Source organism: Cupriavidus sp. WKF15, from assembly GCF_029278605.1.
GTDB lineage: Bacteria > Pseudomonadota > Gammaproteobacteria > Burkholderiales > Burkholderiaceae > Cupriavidus.
In genome coordinates, this window is sequence record NZ_CP119572.1 from 2906848 (window position 1) to 2924745 (window position 17898).

Sequence of the window (17898 nt, forward strand, 5' to 3'; positions counted from 1 at the left end):
TCGATTATGGCTTATCAAGTAACCGTCATGCCTAGCGGCCACAAGTTCGAAGTGGCTGCCGATGAAACCATCCTGGGCGCGGCCCTGCGCCATAGCATCGGCATGCCCTACGGCTGCAAGAACGGTGCATGCGGTTCGTGCAAGGGCCGCGTGCTGGACGGCACGATCGTACAGGGCGACCACGCCCCGGCGGCACTCACCACGCAGGAAAAGGCCGAGGGCCGCGCACTGTTCTGCTGCGCCAACGCCAGCTCGGACATCACCATCGAATGCCGCGAAGTCCACGGCGCAGGCGACATCCCCATCAAGAAGGTGCCGTGCCGCGTCGCCTCGCTGGAACGCCTGGCCGACGACGTGATCGCCATCAAGCTGCAGCTGCCTGCCACCGAGCGCATGCAGTACCTGGCCGGCCAGTACGTGGAATTCCTGCTGCGCGACGGCAAGCGCCGCAGCTATTCGATCGCCACGCCGCCGCACGAGGACGGCCCGATCGAACTGCATATCCGCCACATGCCCGGCGGCGCGTTCACGGACTATGTGTTCGGCGCCAAGGAAGGCGCGCCGGCCATGAAGGAGCGCGACATCCTGCGCTTCGAAGGCCCGCTGGGCAGCTTCTTCCTGCGCGAGGAATCGGATGCGCCGATCGTCCTGCTGGCCTCGGGCACGGGCTTCGCGCCGATCAAGGCCATCGTCGAGCACGCCGCCTACACCGGCATCACGCGCCCGATGAAGCTGTACTGGGGCGGCCGCCGGCCGAAGGACCTGTACATGCACGCGCTGTGCGAGCAGTGGGCGCGCGACCTCCCCAACTTCAAGTATGTGCCGGTCATCTCCGACGCGCTGCCGGAAGACAACTGGAGCGGGCGCACCGGTTTCGTCCACCAGGCCGTAATCGCGGACCACCCGGACCTGTCGGGCCATGAGGTCTACGCCTGCGGCGCCCCGGTGATGATCAACGCCGCCCGCGCCGACTTCACCAAGCAGTGCAAGCTGCATGAGGATGCGTTCTTCGCCGACTCGTTCACGTCCGAGGCCGACATGCACCCGGCCGCCCCGGCAGCCTGACCGGGCTGCCAAGGCCGTTCCGCCAGCGCAACAATGCCCCCGACCGCCAAAATTCGTTTTGACACCGGGGGCCATGCGCCTTATATTTGCCCGCATGAACACCGCCATGATCCGACGCAGCTTCCGTACGATGCTCCCCACCGGGGTGCCGCGCGGCTGACCGTCGACAGCGTCTGTTCAGGTCAACAAGCCACGGGCAACCCCCGTGGCTTTTTGCTTTGGGCCCTACCCTTTCCCTTCCGGGTTTCGCCCTGTTTGCCCGGTTCGTCTTTTCGCCATCCCGTCTAACGATTTACGCCGACCCCTGGAGTCCGCCATGGCATTTGCTGAGTATCCCGTTCAATCCCTGATGTACATCACCAACCGGCCCGAGCTCGTCTTCACCGAGGGCAAGGGCTCCTGGCTGACGGACCACAACGGCAAGCGATACCTGGACTTCGTGCAAGGCTGGGCAGTGAACTGCCTCGGCCATTCCAACCAGGGCATGGTCGACGCCGTGGTCGCGCAGGCGGGCAAGCTGATCAACCCGAGCCCGGCGTTCTACAACGAGCCGATGCTGAAGCTTGCGAAGCAATTGACCGACAACAGCTGCTTCGACAAGGTCTTCTTCGCCAACAGCGGCGCCGAAGCCAACGAAGGCGCGATCAAGCTGGCGCGCAAATGGGGCCGCAAGCACAAGAACGGCGCCTTCGAGATCATCACCATGGACCACAGCTTCCATGGCCGCACGCTCGCCACCATGAGCGCGTCGGGCAAGGCCGGCTGGGACACCATCTTCGCGCCGCAGGTACCGGGTTTCCCGAAGGCGGACCTGAACGACCTGGCCTCGGTGGAGAAGCTCATCACCGACAAGACCGTCGGCATCATGCTCGAGCCGGTGCAGGGCGAAGGCGGCGTGATCCCCGCCACGCGCGAGTTCATGCAGGGCCTGCGCGCGCTGGCCGACAAGCACAAGCTGCTGCTCATCGTCGATGAAGTGCAGACGGGCTGCGGCCGCTGCGGCACCCTCTTCGCCTATCAGTTGTCGGGCGTCGAGCCGGACATCATGACGCTGGGCAAGGGCATCGGTGGCGGCGTGCCGCTGTCGGCGCTGCTGTGCAAGGCCGAAGTCGCCAGCTTCGAAGCCGGCGACCAGGGCGGCACCTATAACGGCAACCCGCTGATGACGGCCGTGGGCAGCTCGGTGATCGAACAGCTGACCGCGCCGGGCTTCCTGGATGACGTCAATGCCAAGGGCGAATACCTGAAGGAACAGCTGCTGGCACTGTGCAATGAATTCGGCCTGGCCGGGGAACGCGGGGAAGGCCTGCTGCGCGCGCTGCAACTGGGCAAGGACATCGGCCCGCAACTGGTCGAGGAAGCCCGCGACATGGGACCGGAAGGCCTGCTGCTGAACGCGCCGCGCGCCAACCTGCTGCGCTTCATGCCGGCGCTGAACGTGACGCGCGAAGAGATCGACCAGATGATCGGCATGCTGCGTACGCTGCTGAAGAAGCTGGCCTGAGCATCGGAGCGAAAGCTCGTGCCCTGAAAGTCTGTCCGCGGAACGGAGCGTCGGGCGCTCCGTTCCGCATCACGCGGCTTGAGTTACCTTGCCGCATTCGCCGACGGTCAGTTCCAGATGGGATTTTCCTTCTGCATCTGCTCCTTGGTCTTCGCTTGCCAATACGCGCCGATCTGGCGTTCGGTGACGTAGCCCCGCTTCAGCGAATCGATCTTGCTGAAATTCTTGTAGACCTGCGGCATCCCCGCTTTCGCTTCCTCGCGGGTCAGCTTGCCGTCGTGGTTGGTATCGGCCGCCTTGAAGCGCTCCGAAATAAATGCCTTGGCTTCGGCGGTGGTCGGTGGTGCAGCCGGAACCTGACCGGAGTCGGCTCCCGGGGCACTCGCCTGCTGGGCACTCGCGGCCGTACAGGCCAGCGCCATCACCGCCGCCAAGCATACTGCAGGCAATTTACGCACGATCATTTCCATCTCCTCTAGCGTTTTTGTCGAGAAGGGTCTTCTTGCGAAATTCCGGCAAAAAAAATCCCTGTGAGCCAAGGCTCACAGGGAATTCTAGGCACTGATGACCGGCCTACCAACACCTTTTGTGCATCCGGCCGGATCAGCCGGCCCGGCAGCCGGCCTTATTCGCCGAGGTATGCGGCCCGCACCTTCGGATCGTCGAGCATCTGCTTGGCCTCGCCGCTCATCGTGATCAGGCCCGACTCCATCACGTAGCCACGGTGCGCGGACTGCAGCGCCAGGCGCGCGTTCTGCTCGACCAGCAGCACGGTCACGCCCTGCGCCGAGACGTCCCGCACGACCTCGAAGATCTTCTCGACCATGATCGGCGACAGGCCCATCGACGGCTCGTCCAGCAGCAGCAGTTTGGGCTGGCTCATCAGCGCGCGCGCCATGGCCAGCATCTGCTGCTCGCCGCCGGACATGGTGCCCGCCAGTTGATTGGCCCGCTCCTTCAGGCGCGGGAAGATGCCAAACATGCGATCGACATCGTCCTTGATGCCGCTTTCGTCGTTGCGGGTATAGGCGCCCATCTGCAGGTTTTCGGTAATGGTCATGCGCGCGAATACCCCGCGGCCTTCCGGCACCATCGCCAGCCCCTGCTTGAGCAGCGCGTAGCTGGGCACGCCCTTGATGGACTTGCCCATGTACTCCACGTCGCCACCAGCCCACCCTTGCATGCCGGTGATGGCCTTCATGGTGGTGGTCTTGCCGGCGCCGTTGGCGCCGATCAGCGTGACGAGCTCGCCGTCCTTGATCTCCAGGTCCACGCCTTTGACGGCCTGAATGCCGCCGTAGGCCACCTTCAGGCCGGAAATCTTCAGTACTGTTTCTTTCATTTGCTGTCCTCCCGCCTTAGTGCGACGACGCGCCGAGGTAAGCCTCGATCACCGCGGGGTTGTTCTGCACGTCCTGCGGCAGGCCCTGGGCAATCACCTTGCCGTAGTCCAGCACCGTCATGCGGTTGCACAGGCCCATCACCAGCTTCACGTCGTGCTCGATCAGCAGGATGGTCTTGCCGTCGTTGCGGATCTTGTCGAGCAGGCCGCGCAGCTCCACCTTTTCGGTCGCGTTCATGCCGGCTGCCGGCTCGTCGAGGGCCAGCAGCTTGGGATCGGTGGCCAGTGCGCGGGCAATCTCCAGCCGGCGCTGGTGGCCGTACGAGAGGTTGCGCGAAGTGAAGTTGGCGTACTTCCCGATCCCGACATACTCGAGCAGGTCGTGCGCGCGATCCTCCACGTCCTCTTCTTCGCGGCGCACCGAGGGCGGCCGGAATACCGCGCCGAACAGGCCAGCCTTGGTCCGGACGTGCCGGCCCACCATCACGTTCTCGAGCGCGGTCATGTCGCCGAACAGGCGGATGTTCTGGAAGGTGCGGGCGATGCCCGCCTTGGCCACCTCATGCACGGCGGTAGGCTGGTAGGGCTGGCCACCCAGCACGAACTCACCGGAATCGGGCGTGTAGAGGCCGGTGATCACGTTGAAGAACGTGGTCTTGCCGGCCCCGTTCGGGCCGATCAGGCCATAGATTTCGCCCGGCTTGATCTGCAGGCCCACGTCGGACAGCGCCTGCAGGCCGCCGAAACGCTTGTTGACCCCCTGTACCGACAGGAGGAAGTTGTCGTTGCTCATATCGTCCTCCTGGTCAGAAACGGCCCACGCTGGCCGCCGCGCGGCGAGCCACTGGGCGATCTTCCTTGCGCGGCGACGGCCACAGGCCAGCCGGGCGGTACAACATCACACCCACCAGCGCCAGGCCGAACAGGAGCTGACGCAGCACTTCCGCATCGACGATGGTATGGCCGAAGATCATGTTCTGCGCGGGCTCTGCCACCGCGCGCAGCAGTTCCTGGAAGCCCACGAGCAGGATGCCGCCCAGGATCACGCCCGGGATATGACCCATGCCACCGAGCACCACGATGGCTAGCACATAGATCGACTCCCACAGCACGAAAGACTCGGGCGAGACGAAACCCTGGAAGGCGCCGAACACCGCGCCCGAGGCGCCGCCGAACGACGCGCCCATGGCGAAGGCCAGCAGCTTGATGTTGCGGGTATTGATGCCCATCGCCTTGGCGGCGATCTCGTCCTCACGGATCGCGACGAAGGCGCGCCCGATGCGCGAGTTCTGCAGGCGCAGGCAGATGAACACGATCACGATGACCAGGAACACCAGCAGGTAGTAGTACATGAACACCGGCGTGAACTTGAGCCCGAATATCTCGTGCGACTTTGAGAAATTGAAGCCGAAGATATGGACCGGATCCACCGCCGTGATCCCCTTCGGCCCGTTGGTGATGTTCAGCGGGCGGTCCAGGTTGTTCATGAAGATGCGGATGATCTCGCCGAAGCCCAGCGTCACGATGGCCAGGTAGTCGCCGCGCAGCTTGAGCGTCGGGGCGCCGAGCAGCACGCCGAACGTGGCCGCCACCAGCACCGCAAGCGGTAGCACCCACCACATCGAAAGATGCAGGCCGTGCGGGAACAGCTGGTGGATCCACTCGAACTGGTTCGACAGGTGCGGCGAGCCGAGCAGCGCCATCAGGTAGGCGCCAACCGCGTAGAAGGCGATGTAGCCGAGGTCGAGCAGGCCGGCAAAGCCCACCACGATGTTCAGGCCCAACGCCAGCATGATGTAGATCAGCGCAAAGTCGAGCACGCGGACCCAATAGTTGCCGCCGAGCGTCTGCACGATGAACGGCGCGCAAAGCGCAACGATAAAGAAGCCCAGCAGCGCGGCCATGGTCTTGGCCGGAACACGGGAAGGCGCCGCAACGGCCGCCGTGGATGGAATCGGGGTATTCATGGATTCGCTCCTCAAGCGCGTTCGGCGACCCGCTCGCCCATGATGCCGGACGGACGGAATACAAGTACGGTGATCAGGACAATGAAGGCGAACACGTCCTGGTAGTTCGAGCCGAACACACCGTTGGTCAGGTCGCCGATGTAGCCGGCGCCCAGCGCTTCGATCAGGCCCAGCAGCATGCCGCCGACCATGGCGCCGGCCAGGTTGCCGATGCCACCCAGCACCGCGGCAGTAAATGCCTTCAGGCCGGGGATAAAGCCCATGTAGAAGTGGGCATTACCGTAGTTGGTGGCCATCATGACGCCGGCTAGCGCCGCCAGCGTGGCGCCGATCATGAAGGTGGCGGAAATGACGAAATTGGGGTTCACGCCCATCAGGCCAGCCACCTTCTGGTTCTCGGCGGTGGCGCGCATGGCGCGGCCGAGCTTGGTGCGGTTGACCAGTGCGAGCAGCCCGGCCATGACCATCACGGCCATGCCGATGATGACCATTTCCTTGCCGGTGATGGTGGCGCCGGTGGAGCCAATATCGATCGGTTCAGAGGGCAGCAGTTGCGGGAAGGTCAGCGGGTTGCGCGACCAGATCAGCATGCCCATCGTCTGGAGGATGATGGAAACGCCGATCGCGGTAATCAGCGGCGCCAGTCTTGGCGCATTTCGCAAGGGCCGGTAGGCGACCCGTTCAATCGTGTAGGCCAGTACTGCACAGACCGGCATAGCGACGAGGGTGGCAATCACCAGCGTCAGCCATTCGGGCAGGCCGGGGGCAAACTTCTGCAACCCCAAGATCGTTGATAAAGCGGTCAGCGCGCCGATCATCAGGACGTCGCCGTGGGCGAAGTTGATGATCCCCAGAATGCCGTAGACCATGGTGTAGCCCAGTGCGATCAGCGCATAGATGCTGCCGAGCACAAGACCGTTCACGATCTGTTGGATAAGGATATCCATGAAAACTCCTACTTCAGTCCCGGACCTTACGGCATGGTGTGGATGCCGGGGGGACTCTAGTGTGTGATGGGTAACTTAAGGTGGTTGGTTTGCTGGTAAGCGGCCCCGCCATGCTCCATCCAGGGTAAGGATGCTTCTACATTAGGCGAGGCTAAAAAGAACGGCACCGCAAAATACTCACGGTGCCGTTCGGATGGGCCGGTAAGCCCTGATTACATCTTCACGACGTCGAGGACGGACTTCTTCTTGTCCTTGTACTCGTACAGCGTGATGGTGCCTTCCTTCATGTCGCCCTTCTCGTCGAAGGCGATGTTGCCGATCACGCCCTTGTAGTTGGTCTTGGGCATTTCGGCCAGGATGGCAGCCGGCTCGACCGAGTTGGCGCGCTTCATGGCGTCGACGATGACCATCACGGCGTCATACGTGAACGGTGCATAGATCTGCACCGGGGTGTTGAAGCGAGCCTGGTAGCGCTTCTCGAAGTCGGCGCCGTTCTCCATCTTCGACAGGGCCAGGCCTGCCTCGGAACAGATGATGTTGGACACGGCATCGCCGGCCAGTTCGGCCACCTTGTCGGTACAGACGCCATCACCGCCAACGATCTTGGACGAGATGCCCAGTTCCTTGGCCTGCTTGGCGAACGGGCCGCCGGTGGCATCCATGCCGCCATACATGATGACGTCAGGCTTCTTGCCCTTGATCTTGGTCAGAATGGCCTTGAAGTCGGTGGCCTTGTCGTTGGTGGCTTCGCGGGCCACCACGTTCACGCCAGCCGCCTTGGCGGTCTTCTCGAACTCGTCGGCCAGGCCCTTGCCGTAGGCGGTGGCATCGTCGACGATGGCCACGCTCTTGGCGTGCAGGCTCTTGGCGGCGTAGTTGGCCAGTGCCGGACCCTGCTGGGCATCGGTGGCAACCACGCGGTAGGTCGTCTTGAAGCCTTGCTTGGTGTAGTCCGGGTTGGTCGACGACGGCGAAATCTGCACGATGCCGGCGTCACTGTAGATCTTGGAGGCCGGGATCGACACGCCCGAGTTCAGGTGGCCGACCACTGCCGCAACCTTGGCGTCGACCAGCTTCTGCGCCACGGCCGTGCCGGTCTTCGGATCGCCGGCATCGTCTTCACCAATCAGTTCCAGCTTGATCTTCTTGCCACCGATCTCGAGGCCGGTCTTGTTGACTTCTTCCACGGCAAGGCGGGCGCCGTTTTCGTTGTCCTTGCCAAGGTGGGCGATACCGCCGGTCAGCGGTGCAGCATGGCCGATCTTGACTACGACTTCACCGCCACCCGCGGCCGGAGCCGTAGCGGCCGGAGCCGATGCCGACGGTTCAGCCGGCTTTTCTTCTTTCTTGCCGCAAGCTGCAACGAGCGCCACTGCGGCCGCAATCGGCAGAATCTTGGCAAACGAGATTTGCATGAGTGATCTCCTAGGGATTCACAAAACAGGGATTTGCGACGCCTCCCGGACGTCTCCCCGTACCGCCTTTGTTTAGTTTCAATTTGAAACGCGCGCATTGTATCCCCTTTCTTCGGCGATGCAATACGCGACGCAACAACTTGGACGAATTACCCGCCAAATGAGCTAGGGAATTTCCCCAATGCACAAATTGGGGCAATTCCCGACCATCTGGCGGGAACAGCACCATTACTTACAAGAATCGTGCCCGCTTCTATCTCCCATCGAAATACGCACGCCTGGTGCCACGCATAATCCATTCGTATTAATTAGGCGTTTCATACGAAAACCCCTGCACCGATCTCTAATGTGCAGAATGTAGCGCCGCACCATAATAGGGAAAACCCCAGATACGGGGATTACCCTGATTTGTCTGCTTGCCTCGACAGGTAAGTAATGGCTGCACCGAAAAGGGGCCTACTCTCGATTCGATTGCGATTATCGCTGTGACGATAAAAGCATCCGGCTAATCGGAGCGGAATGTCCGTGCGCCCGCGCACGCAAGGCGCGGGAACAGCAGGAACGGGAAGACAGGAAGACGGGAAATGGGCGCCGCAGAACGCAGCGCCAGCAAGGCAGGTCAGGCGGTGACGCCGACCGTGGTGGCGGCCTGCAGGCCGCGCGGAAGCGGAAAAGCCATGTTTTCTTCGATGCCAGCCAGGGCGCGCACGTGGCCGGCGCCGAGTTCACGCAGGCGGGCAACGATGGACTGCGCAAGTTCCTCGGGCGCCGAAGCCCCCGCTGTCAGGCCGATGCGTCGCTTGCCGGCGACCCATTCCGGACGCACCTGCTCGGGCGCATCCACCATATAGGCCGGCACGCCCAGGCGCGCCGCCAGCTCGCGCAGCCGATTCGAGTTGGAACTGTTGGGGCTGCCCACCACGATCACGACTTCCACCTGGGGCGCCATGAACTTCACGGCATCCTGGCGGTTCTGCGTGGCATAGCAGATGTCCTGCTTCTTGGGCTCCCGGATCATCGGGAAGCGCCCCTTCAGTGCCGCCACGATCTCGAGGGTCTCGTCCACGGACAGCGTGGTCTGCGTCACGTACGCAAGGCGTGCGGGGTCGGCCACAACCAGCCCGGCGACGTCAGCCACAGACTCGACCAGCAGCATGCCGCCTTCGGCCTGCCCCATCGTGCCCTCGACCTCCGGATGTCCGCGGTGGCCGATCATCACGATCTCGCAACCCTCCGTGCGCATCTTGCCGACTTCCACATGGACCTTGGTCACCAGCGGACACGTCGCGTCGAACACATTGAGGCCGCGGGCGGCGGCCTCGGCCCGGACGTCCTTGGACACCCCGTGGGCACTGAAGATGACAGTGGCGCCGGCCGGCACCTCGTCCAGCTCGTGCACGAACACAGCGCCCTTGCGGCGCAGGTCCGCCACGACATAGGCGTTGTGGACGATCTCGTGGCGCACGTAGATCGGCGCCCCGAAGCGCGCCAGCGCGCGCTCGACGATCTCGATGGCCCGGTCGACGCCGGCGCAGAAGCCGCGCGGCTGCGCCATCAGGATCTCGGCATCGGGTGCGGTAGTCAGGTCAGGCATGCTGCAATGTCAGGACAGGTGAGCGCAATCAGAGGATCCCGATCAGCTGCACGTCGAACAGGATGGTCTGCCCGGCCAGCGGATGGTTGAAATCGAACAGCGCCGCAGTGTCGCCGATCTCCTTGAGGACGCCCGCGTACTTGCCGCCGCCGGGCGCGTTGAACTCCACCAGGTCGCCCGGACTGTAGTCTTCCTCGAACGAACTGTTCTCGCGCAGCGTGGCAAGCGAGACCCACTGCAGCAGTTCCGGATTGCGCGGACCGAACGCCTGCTCGGGTGCCAGGCGGTAGGTCATGCGCTCGCCCTCGGGCATGCCGAGCAGCGCCTGCTCCAGGGTCGGGGCAAACTGTCCCTGGCCAAGCAACAGCGTGGCGGGCTTGTCCTCGAACGTGCTGACAACTTCGGTGCCGTTTTCGAGAGAGAGGCTGTAGTGGAGGGTCAGGAAGGAGTCAGCCTGGACCGTCTTGCGGCCAGTTGTGCCGCCGTCGGCTTCCGACGCAAATGTTTGCAAATTCATGGGTGATCAACCGAGGTAGGGTAGGAGCAGGCCATCGCTGGCCCACTCCCCCCTAAGAACCGTACGTGCGGGTTTCCCCGCATACGGCTCAAGCCTTCACAAAAATACCATCAAATCGGTGGCACCGGCTTTACAACAGAAAGCCCGTGGTTATGCACTTGGACGTGACAGCTTGGATGCAGCAGCACGCGGTTCCTCAGACCATCGGAGCCACCGCGTACGCGGTACTCGATGTGGTGGTCATGCCACCCAGTGTCCTTGGTCATCTTGCACTGACACAGAGCACACAAGCCTCGCTGGGACATGTACAGCTTGATCCACTGCTTTCGGTGCGCCATGCTGTCAAGCAGCCGTTCCTGTCGCAATGTTTCACCATACACCTCCTGCGCCGGATCAAAAGGGTTGTAATCCCCTCTGACCTTCTTGTGCCTTTGGATGGGCGTGCTCGCGAGCGAGTACAACTCAACCCATACCTCACTGTCGACATCTTTCACTATTGTGGTGCCAAACACCCAGCTGCGCTGACCGACTGAGCTGAAGTACTTCTTCCGCACCCAATCCGCCCTCTTGCCTGGATGTCGCCGCTTGGCCCACCGCCATAGGGCACGAAACATGTCGTGCCCCAAACGGTTGAAAGCCGCCTTCGCCACTACGGCGCGGTGGTACTGCGCCCAACCTCTTAGCATCGGGTTCAGCAGTCGAATCAGCTCTGACTGCTTCACCGTCTTGTTGGCACTGATGACATCCTTCACCTTGCGGTAGAACGTCTGCACGTTCTTTCTACTCGGCTTGATGAGCAGTGTTCCGGAGTACTTCCGGAAGTTCCACCCAAGAAAGTCAAAGCCGTCGGCTATGTTGATGATCCGCGTTTTCTCCGTTGATAGCGTCAGCCCTCGTACCGCTAGGAACTGCTCCACCCACGGCTTCACCTCGTTTTGTAGGATCTCAGGCGTAGTGCCCGTGATCACGAAGTCGTCCGCATAGCGCACAACATTCACCTTCAGCTTCCGCGTTTTGGCGACCCCCAGTTTCTTCTCGAAGGAAGCAACCAGTTGTCGTTCCAACCCGTTCAGCGCCACGTTTGCCAGAGTCGGGGAGATGATTCCTCCCTGCGGTGTTCCGGCTTCGGTCGCCTGAAACTGGCCCTGAAATACCACGCCAGCCTTCAGCCACTTGCGGAGGATGACTCTGTCCATCGGGACATTGCGCTCCAGCCAGTCGTGACTGATATGGTCAAAGCAACTTTTGATATCCGCCTCCAGTATCCATTGGGCTGAGTGCCCTCTGGACAGGTTGACGAACAGCTGTGACATGGCATCCGCCGTGGAACGATTGATCCGGAACCCATAAGAGTTCGGATCGCTCGTCCCTTCGGACACCGGCTCCAGCGCCAGCAGGTGCAAAGCCTGCATGGCTCGATCCAACATGGTCGGAATGCCTAGTGGGCGTTCCTTCCCGTTGGCCTTAGGAATAAAGACCCGCCGCAATGGCAATGGCCTGTACCCTCGGCGCTTCAACCGCCCGATGGCTTCCCACCGGACTTCAGGCGAGTCCCACAGTTCGCGATCGACGCCTGCCGTTCGCTTACCTTGGTTCTCCGTCACTCGCTTTACCGCCGATGCCTTGGCGGAAAACGAGCGGGTCAGAGACCGTTGCAAGGCTTTCACCCTGCGCCAGTCCCCTTCCTGTGTTGCCTTCGCAATTCGAATCTGCATTGCCCGGACGTTCCGTTCCACTTGGCGCCAATTGATGGCATCCCAGCGTAGCGGTGCGCCGGAGAGCGCAGATTCATCCTCACGGATAAATGCTTCCATGCTGCTCTCCTATCTTGAGGTCTTCCCCCAAAACGCAGAGACAACATGCCCCCTGAAGGGCATATTGCCCCTCAGGGGAAGAAATTTCGGTTTCAAGCGGGTTAGCCAGTCGTCCTGCGACGAAAGACCAGTTGGAAGTCTGCCCGCTTTCGCGTGAGGTGATGTTTCAACCCCTATCCGAATCATTACAACCCGGCGTTCGCTTTCTCCAACCTCCCATACCCGCACAGCCAACAGCGTTCCTTACGGTCCGCCTGCCTGAGCCGCACTGCGCCCGGGCAGCCATACGGGCTTACCACGTTCCCTGCACGCTACAAGACCGGGTTAGGGTCTGCCTCTTCGCCGATGGTCTAGTGACGACGTGCTCCGAATGTCCAGCGGAGCAACCGACCAAATACCGTTTGGTTAGTGCCTGTCAGCAGCTTTGGCACCGCAATACTCACGACGTTTATCAGCAGTTCACTTCCGTTACCCATACCAGTCAGCCTAGCTCCTCGACCCCATGGCTGCTTGGAGCCTCTACCGGAAGACCTCACGGTCCTCTGGCACCCTTACGGGGGCTACATTGTCAGGAGAGCTTCATACCCCACCGTTACCAGTGACGCATGTCTCCCTAGGCTACTGCTAGTCGCATAGCAGGTTCTCTATCAAAGCGCCCTCGCGGACGTGTTTGACCGAACCATAGCGTGCAGAGCTTTCGCTTCGCCTGAACCCTACCTGCCGGCCCACCTGGACCGGAAATGCAAATGCTCCGCCTTGTGGGCAGAAGACATTCGCCCACTTGGCGTTTGGTGGCCAACGGGGCCACGTTCAAACTTGATGCCTGACTTCGGCATGTAAAGCCATTGCCCCCTCTAGAGAGTGGACAAAGCCACGCCCAAGGGCGTGGTTCGCGCCTTTGGGCGGGCACTGGCTGGTAAGCCAGTACTGCAAGCAACGCTTCTCAGACAACTCTGAAAAGTGAGCAGGCGCTAGCGGCGTAAGCTATGGTGGGCTTCGTTTCACTAGCATGTGGGAGTACTCTCCCAGGGTCGATGCGTCTAACGTGACGCGGACGGACACGAGTGTGCGTGTCGCACGAACAACCCGTATTGTATTCGACTGGGCTGCCGCCCGCCCTGCCGATCCACCCCTGCCTTGCCCGGGCTCACCGCCCGGAGACTCCTGAGACATGAGCATCACAAACTGGCCCGCTTGCGAGCGGCCTCGAGAAAAACTGCAGGAGTGCGGCGCCGCCGCCCTGTCCGATGCTGAGCTGCTGGCCGTGTTCCTGCGCGTCGGTGCAACCGGCAAGAGCGCAGTGGAGCTGGCGCGCGACCTGATGGTCCGTTTCGGCTCGCTGACACGCCTGTTTTCGGCCGATGCCCGCGCAGTCCTGGACATGCGGGGCATGGGCGAAGCCAAGTTCACTCAGCTGCAGGCGGTGCCCGAACTGGCGCGGCGCATGCTGGCCGAGTCACTGCAGCTGCCGCGCGGCCTGGATTCGCCCGCCGCGGTACGGAGCTATCTGCGCCTGACGCTGGCCCCGCTGGCACATGAGGTCTTCCTCTGCCTGTTCCTCGACACGCGCAATCGCATGATCGCAACCGAGGAACTATTCCGCGGCACGCTTAACCAGACGACCGTCTATCCGCGCGAGGTGGCACGCCGGGCGCTGGCGCACAACGCAGCCAGCGTCATCGTGGCGCACAACCACCCTTCCGGCTGCTGCACGCCGAGCCAGAGCGACCTGCAGATGACCCGACTGCTGGCGCGGGCGCTGGAGCTGATCGATGTACGGCTGCTCGATCACTTCGTCGTAGCGGGCACCGATGTCCACTCCTTCGCCGAGCACGGCCAACTGAAGACCATCACGTGACGTCAACGGCACGACGAGGCCGCATACAACGCCAGAGTGCAGAAGGCATTGATCAGCAGGTGGTTTCCAGTCTATAATGCCCGTTTTGCTGAAGTCTCATCCGCTGCAGTCCGGGCCCGCGCGCCTTTTGTTGATCTGTTGCGAACATTGTCCACGAATAGAAGAGTTAGGAGTGCTTCATGGCACGCGTCTGTCAAGTGACCGGGAAAGCGCCGATGGTCGGCAACAACGTTTCCCACGCAAACAACAAGACCAAGCGCCGTTTTCTGCCCAACCTGCAGAATCGTCGTTTCTTTGTTGAATCGGAAAACCGCTGGGTGAGCCTGCGCGTCTCGAACGCCGGCCTGCGCCTGATCGACAAGAAAGGCATCGACTCCGTGCTCGCCGATCTGCGCGCACGTGGCGAAGTCTAATTAGGAGTACATCATGGCAAGCAAGGGCGGCCGCGACAAGATCAAGCTGGAATCGACCGCAGGTACGGGTCATTTCTACACCACCACCAAGAACAAGCGCACCATGCCGGAAAAGATGGAGATCATGAAGTTTGATCCCGTCGCCCGCAAGCACGTCGCTTACAAGGAAACCAAGATCAAGTAATTGATCCACGGTTTCAGCCAGAAGGCCCCGCAGATGCGGGGCTTTTTGTTTTGTGGCGTCAACGCAGCTTATGGCAGGTACCACGAGCCACCACGGGCAGATTGACCCCTGCGACAGCGACGGCGCTGATGCGTGAGGGCAAACCGGGGTGTAGACTTTCCAGCTTTCCCCCCCATATGCCGCGCCCTTACGCGGGCACTTCCTGCACCATGAACTTCGACGTCGCCATCGTAGGCAGCGGGCTGGCCGGTCTCACGGTCGCGCTGCAACTGGCCGACACCCACCGGGTTGTCATTCTCAGCAAGCGCGCCATGACACATGGCGCAAGCGATTGGGCCCAGGGCGGCATAGCCGCGGTGCTCGACTCAAACGACAGCCACGACGAGCACACGCAGGACACGCTCGTCGCCGGTGCAGGTCTCTGCGATGAAGAGGCAACGCGTTTTATCGTGGAGCATGGACGGGAAGCCATCCAGTGGCTGATTGATCGCGGCGTGCCGTTCACCAAGGACGAGCAGGCAGAACTCGGCTATCACCTGACGCGCGAAGGCGGGCACAGCCGGCGCCGTATCATCCACGCCGCCGACGCGACCGGCCATGCCGTGGTCAGCACGCTGTCGGAGCAGGCCCGCCAGCACCCGAACATCACGATCCTGGAAGACCAGTTCGCGATCGACCTGATCACGTCGCGTAAGCTCGGATTGCCCGGCAACCGCTGCTACGGCCTGTACGTGCTCGACGACAGCACCGGAGAGGTGCGCACCATTACCGCAACGCACACGGTGCTGGCCGCAGGCGGTGCCGGCAAGGTCTACCTGTACACCACCAACCCGGACACGGCCACCGGCGATGGCATTGCCATGGCATGGCGTGCGGGCTGCAGGGTGTCGAACATGGAGTTCATCCAGTTCCATCCGACCTGCCTGTACCACCCCTATGCCAAGTCCTTCCTGATCTCGGAAGCCGTGCGTGGCGAAGGCGGGCTGCTGAAGCTGCCGGACGGCACCCGCTTTATGCCGGAACACGACGAACGCGCCGAACTGGCACCGCGCGACGTGGTGGCGCGCGCGATCGACTTCGAGATGAAAAAGCGCGGGCTGGATTGCGTCTACCTCGACATCACGCACCAGCCTGAGGCCTTCCTCAAGGAACATTTCCCCACTATCCACGCGCGCTGCCTGGAGTTGGGCATCGACATCGCACGCGAGCCGATCCCGGTGGTGCCGGCCGCCCACTACACGTGCGGCGGCGTAGTGACCGATACTTCGGGCCGCACCGATATCGGCAATCTCTACGCCGTGGGCGAAACCGCCTGCACGGGCCTGCATGGCGCCAACCGGCTGGCATCGAACTCCCTGCTCGAGTGCATGGTGATCGGCCGCGCCGCCGCCAACGACATTGCAGGCCAGGACAAGGCCGGATTGCCGGACCTTGCACTGCCGGCCTGGGATGAGAGCCGCGTCTCCGACGCCGACGAGGAAGTCGTGGTCTCCCACAACTGGGACGAGCTGCGCCGCATGATGTGGAACTACGTCGGCATCGTGCGCACCAGCAAGCGGCTGGAGCGTGCGCAGCACCGCATCCGCCTGCTGCGCGAGGAGATCGCCGAGTACTATGCGAACTTCCGCGTCACGCGCGACCTGCTCGAACTGCGCAATCTGGTCGAGGTCGCCTCGCTGATCGTGGACAGCGCATATTCGCGCCACGAAAGCCGCGGGCTGCATTTCAGCCGCGACTATCCGGAAACCCTGCCGAAGGCCCTGCCCACCGTCATGCAGCCGGCGCGCAAGCGCTGACAGCCAGCGCCGCGCAAGCAATCGGCATAGGAGGCAGCCATCCGGGCTGCGCCCCTGCCACACCACCCGGCATGCGGGTCCGCACCGGGCGGTTCGAGAGGTTGAGGTTAAGCAAGGCGAGGCATCCCCAGTAGGTCGAAGAAGGCGATATTCAGCACGCGGTTTAGCTCGCCATCGCTGTTGCGCCACCAGCAGCGGCTGTTGGCCGCCACCCGCTGGGCTGTCGCATGCGCAGCCCCCAGCGCCCGCAATTCCCGGTAGATCGTAGTGCCGTAGCGCCAATGCTTGAGTTGGATCGCGCGCAACCGATGACGCATCCATTCGTCCAGCTTTCGCCAGACATGAGGTGTTTGCGCCAGCCGGAAGTAGGCCTTCCAACCCCGTACATATGGCTGCAGCCGCTCCACGACCGCACGTAGACTCCGGCCGCCTGAGCGACCGGTCAGTTCGCGGATGCGTTGTTTGAACGTCAGCAGCGGCTTAACGGCCACCTTGCGCTTGACCACTCCTGCGGCTACCCAGAAGCTGTAGCCGAGGAATTTGCGGCCAAACGCGCTCGCCACCGCGCTCTTTGCCTCGTTGACCTTCAGGCGCAACTTGCCGTACAGCCGCCGCAACAGCGCCATCACCCGCTCGCCCGCCCTCCGACTGCGAACGTACACGTTCGCATCGTCGGCGTAGCGCACGAAGCAATGGCCTCGGCACTCCAACTCCTTGTCCACCTCATCGAGCAGCACGTTGGCCAGCAACGGCGACAGGGGACCGCCCTGCGGCGTGCCCTCGTACCGTTGCAGCACCACCCCGCCATCCATCAGCCCGCTGTTCAGATACGCCCGGACCAGCCGGATGACTCCGGGGTCCTCGATGCGCTTCTGTAGGCGATCAATCAGGATGTCGTGGTTGACTCGGTCAAAAAATTTTTCCAAGTCCACGTCCACCACTATTCGCCGACCCGATTGCACGTACGACTGTGCGGCTAGCACCGCGTCGTGCGCACGCCTGCCGGGACGGAAGCCATAGCTATGCTCGCTGAAGGTAGGGTCCAGAATCGGCTGCAATACCTGCAACAGCGCCTGCTGGATCAACCGATCCGTCACCGTCGCGATACCAAGCTCACGCTCGCCTCCGTCCGGCTTCGGAATCGTTACCCGCCGTACCGGACTGGGCCGGTACGTCCCCTTGAGCAGTTGCTGGCGAATCTCCGGCCACGCCGACACCAGATGGCGAGCGGTCTGATCAATATCCAGACCGTCTACGCCAGCGGCACCCTTGTTGCGTCGGACCCGCCTGAACGCCTGCTTCAGGTTCTCTCGCGTCAGCGCCGCTGCCAGCAGCGCCGACCCTGTGTCCTCCGGTTCGCGTCGCGGGCCGCCGGCTTCGTCACGAGCGAGTTCCCGGCCGGCTTCACCGTCCGTTTCCCTCGCTCGCCCCGCTCGCGCGGGCTTCTGACGCAATGCCTGTTGCATCGACACGGCTTCGAAC

The 17898-nt window shown here is 62.5% G+C and carries 16 protein-coding genes; 6 read left to right on the top strand and 10 right to left on the bottom strand.

Going from position 1 to position 17898, the window contains the following annotated elements; genetic code table 11:
- Positions 1-6: 6 nt before the first annotated feature.
- Positions 7-1065, top strand: a complete 1059-nt coding sequence (locus tag CupriaWKF_RS13480) for a CDP-6-deoxy-delta-3,4-glucoseen reductase (protein WP_276098355.1) — start codon at positions 7-9, stop codon at positions 1063-1065.
- Between the two features lie 316 nt (positions 1066-1381).
- On the top strand, positions 1382-2569 hold the full coding sequence (locus CupriaWKF_RS13485) for an acetylornithine transaminase (protein WP_276098356.1): 1188 nt from the start codon (positions 1382-1384) through the stop codon (positions 2567-2569).
- 107 nt (positions 2570-2676) lie between these two features.
- On the opposite strand, the gene CupriaWKF_RS13490 is transcribed toward CupriaWKF_RS13485, so the two are convergent.
- The 9 genes from CupriaWKF_RS13490 to ltrA (CupriaWKF_RS13530) form a co-directional block, all read right to left on the bottom strand.
- A complete protein-coding gene (locus tag CupriaWKF_RS13490) occupies positions 2677-3033 on the bottom strand; it encodes an EF-hand domain-containing protein (protein WP_276098357.1) in 357 nt (118 codons plus the stop codon).
- Positions 3034-3194: 161 nt separating this feature from the next.
- Positions 3195-3911: an ABC transporter ATP-binding protein gene (locus tag CupriaWKF_RS13495; RefSeq protein ID WP_276098358.1), complete on the bottom strand. Its 717-nt coding sequence runs from the start codon at positions 3909-3911 to the stop codon at positions 3195-3197.
- A gap of 16 nt (positions 3912-3927) precedes the next feature.
- Complete coding sequence (locus CupriaWKF_RS13500; RefSeq protein ID WP_276098359.1) at positions 3928-4704, bottom strand: ABC transporter ATP-binding protein; 777 nt, start codon at positions 4702-4704, stop codon at positions 3928-3930.
- 13 nt (positions 4705-4717) lie between these two features.
- A complete protein-coding gene (locus CupriaWKF_RS13505) occupies positions 4718-5878 on the bottom strand; it encodes an ABC transporter ATP-binding protein (protein ID WP_276098360.1) in 1161 nt (386 codons plus the stop codon).
- Between the two features lie 11 nt (positions 5879-5889).
- Entirely contained in the window at positions 5890-6825 is a 936-nt protein-coding gene (locus CupriaWKF_RS13510; protein WP_276098361.1) for a branched-chain amino acid ABC transporter permease, read from the bottom strand.
- A 212-nt stretch (positions 6826-7037) separates the two neighbouring features.
- Positions 7038-8240, bottom strand: a complete 1203-nt coding sequence (locus CupriaWKF_RS13515; protein ID WP_276098362.1) for a branched-chain amino acid ABC transporter substrate-binding protein — start codon at positions 8238-8240, stop codon at positions 7038-7040.
- Between the two features lie 619 nt (positions 8241-8859).
- Positions 8860-9834 carry a 4-hydroxy-3-methylbut-2-enyl diphosphate reductase gene (gene ispH / locus CupriaWKF_RS13520; RefSeq protein WP_276098363.1) on the bottom strand — a complete coding sequence of 325 codons (975 nt, stop codon included), beginning with the start codon at positions 9832-9834 and terminating at the stop codon, positions 8860-8862.
- A gap of 28 nt (positions 9835-9862) precedes the next feature.
- Positions 9863-10351, bottom strand: coding sequence for a peptidylprolyl isomerase (locus CupriaWKF_RS13525; RefSeq protein ID WP_276098364.1), 489 nt, complete (start codon positions 10349-10351; stop codon positions 9863-9865).
- A gap of 110 nt (positions 10352-10461) precedes the next feature.
- Positions 10462-12165, bottom strand: a complete 1704-nt coding sequence (gene ltrA, locus CupriaWKF_RS13530; RefSeq protein WP_276098365.1) for a group II intron reverse transcriptase/maturase — start codon at positions 12163-12165, stop codon at positions 10462-10464.
- Between the two features lie 1171 nt (positions 12166-13336).
- Here ltrA (CupriaWKF_RS13530) and radC point away from each other — a divergent pair.
- The 4 genes from radC to nadB all read left to right on the top strand — a co-directional run bounded on the left by radC (position 13337) and on the right by nadB (position 16416).
- Positions 13337-14023, top strand: a complete 687-nt coding sequence (gene radC / locus CupriaWKF_RS13535; RefSeq protein ID WP_276098366.1) for a DNA repair protein RadC — start codon at positions 13337-13339, stop codon at positions 14021-14023.
- Positions 14024-14202: 179 nt separating this feature from the next.
- Positions 14203-14436, top strand: coding sequence for a 50S ribosomal protein L28 (rpmB, locus tag CupriaWKF_RS13540; RefSeq protein ID WP_006575661.1), 234 nt, complete (start codon positions 14203-14205; stop codon positions 14434-14436).
- A gap of 13 nt (positions 14437-14449) precedes the next feature.
- A complete protein-coding gene (gene rpmG, locus CupriaWKF_RS13545; RefSeq protein WP_010814980.1) occupies positions 14450-14620 on the top strand; it encodes a 50S ribosomal protein L33 in 171 nt (56 codons plus the stop codon).
- Between the two features lie 209 nt (positions 14621-14829).
- Positions 14830-16416 (top strand): L-aspartate oxidase, encoded by a 1587-nt coding sequence (nadB, locus tag CupriaWKF_RS13550; protein ID WP_276098367.1) that lies wholly within the window; start codon positions 14830-14832, stop codon positions 16414-16416.
- Positions 16417-16523: 107 nt separating this feature from the next.
- Here the strand turns inward: nadB and ltrA (CupriaWKF_RS13555) are convergent, their stop codons facing one another.
- Complete coding sequence (gene ltrA / locus CupriaWKF_RS13555; protein ID WP_276100660.1) at positions 16524-17888, bottom strand: group II intron reverse transcriptase/maturase; 1365 nt, start codon at positions 17886-17888, stop codon at positions 16524-16526.
- Positions 17889-17898: the final 10 nt, after the last annotated feature.